At 75.9% G+C, this 1957-nt stretch carries 2 protein-coding genes; both read right to left on the bottom strand.

Annotated features, from left to right (window positions below; genetic code table 11):
- A partial coding sequence (locus EBN88_RS29715) for an ABC transporter ATP-binding protein (protein ID WP_147472919.1) occupies window positions 1–838 on the bottom strand: 838 nt, incomplete at its 3' end.
- A partial coding sequence (locus tag EBN88_RS29710) for a CbiQ family ECF transporter T component (protein ID WP_456114812.1) occupies window positions 835–1957 on the bottom strand: 1123 nt, incomplete at its 5' end. The genes EBN88_RS29710 and EBN88_RS29715, both read right to left, overlap by 4 nt.

Below are 1957 nucleotides of genomic sequence, written 5' to 3'. Positions count from 1 at the left end.
GGCCCGGTCCGGCCGGCGGCCCCTGCCCGGCCAGCCGGCGGCGCAGCGCCGGGGCGTGCCGGCGGGCGTCCCGCACCGAGAGCGGCAGCGGGCTCCAGCCGGCGACCCGCCCCAACTCCACGACGGGCGGCGCCACTTCCATCTCGGGCAGCAGCTCCTGCGGCGGCCCCTCGCGCACCGTGCCGTCGCCCGGCAGATACAGCAGCCGGTCCGCGTACTGGAGCACCCGCTCCATGCGGTGCTCGGCGATCAGCACCGTCGTGCCCAGGTCGTGCACCAGCCGCAGCACGGCGGCCAGCACCTCCTCGGCGGCCGTCGGGTCCAGCGCCGACGTCGGCTCGTCCAACACCAGCACCTGCGGAAGCGTGGTGAACACCGAGCCGATCGCGACCCGTTGCTGCTGCCCCCCGGAGAGGGTGCGCAGCGCCCGGTGCCGCAGCTCGGCGATGCCCAGCAGGTCCAGCGTCTCCTCGACCCGCTTCCGCATCACCTCGGGCGGCACCGCCAACTGCTCCATGGCGTAAGCGAGTTCCTCCTCCACCGTGTCGGTGACAAAGCCGGCCAACGGGTCCTGCCCGACCACGCCGACCAGTGCGGCGAACTCCTGTGGCGGCCGGTCGGCCGTGGACTGCCCCGCCACGCTGACCCGGCCGGCCAGCCGGCCGCCGGTGAACCGGGGCACCAGCCCGTTGACCGCGCCCAGCAGCGTGGACTTGCCCACCCCGGTCCGGCCGGCGACCAGGCACAACTCACCCTCGGCCAGATGCAGTTCGACATCCCGCAGGACCGGTTCGGCCGCGTCGGGATAGTGGAAGGAGACCGCGTCGAAGTCGATCACCCGGACACCTCCGACGGCGGCGGGGGCGGGGTGAGATAGCCGGGCAACAGGCCCAGCAGGATCGCGGCCAGCGGCAACGCCGAGACCTCGGGCCAACTCAGCGGCGTCAACGACGGATAGACGTCCGTCGGGTCCACGCGGCTGGCCAGGTGCATCACCAGCGCGGCGGCCAACCCGGCGCCCACGGTGAGGAGTTCGGCGGCCCGCCACCGGTCGGGTCGGTAGCCGGTGCGCCGCACCCGCCGCCCGCCCGCCGCCAGGCCCGCCACCGCGACGGCCAACCCGCCCAGCAGCAGCGGCAGTCCGAGGGCCGTCGGCGCCGAGCCGTCCAACAGCCCGTACAGCCCGGCGCACACCCCGAGCAGCCCGCCGACCACCAGGGAACCGACCAGCGCCCGTTGCCCGCCGGTCACCGCGCCCGTGCGGCCGTAGCCACGCGAGGCCATCGCCGACGCCAACGCCAGCGAGCGGCTGAGGGCGTCCTCCAGCACCGGGATCAGAATCCCGCGCACCGCACGCCGCCCCTTGCCGACGCCGCCCCGCAGCCGCCGCGCCCGGCGCACCCGACCGACGCTCTCCACCAGCTGCGGCGCCACGCTCAGCGCCACCACCACCGAGGTGCCGATCTCGTGCAGCGCGCCCGGCAGGGTCTTCAGCAGCCGCTTCGGGTTGGCCAGCGCGTTGGCCGCGCCCACACAGATCACCATGGCCGCCAGCCGCAGCCCGTCATACGCCCCACCGAGCACCTCCTCGGCGGCCACCGGGCCCAACAGCCGGATGCCGGCGGCGGCTTCGGGCAGCGGGATCTCCGGCAGGCGCAGCAGCACCGTCTCGCCGCCCCCGCCGCCGAAGACGATCCGGAAGAGCACCCGCAGCACCACGATCACCGCGCCGAAGAGCAGATACATCCGGAACGACAGCGCCCAGGGCGCGTCGCCCCTGCGCCGGGCCACCACCAGGCCGGCGACCGCGATGAGGCAGGCCAGCAGCAGCGGGTTGGTGGTGCGGCTGGCGACCACCGCCAGGCACAGCGCCCACAGCCACCAGGCGCCGGGGTGCAGCGCCCGGGGCAGCGGGCCGCGCCCGGCGCCGCGTGCCCGCAGCGCCGGCGGGCCGGCG

Origin of the sequence: Streptomyces triticirhizae, assembly GCF_003696235.1 — a bacterium.
Lineage (GTDB): Bacteria > Actinomycetota > Actinomycetes > Streptomycetales > Streptomycetaceae > Streptomyces > Streptomyces triticirhizae.
The sequence above is the reverse complement of the archived record's forward strand: the minus strand, read 5'-3'. Positions and strand labels throughout refer to the sequence as shown.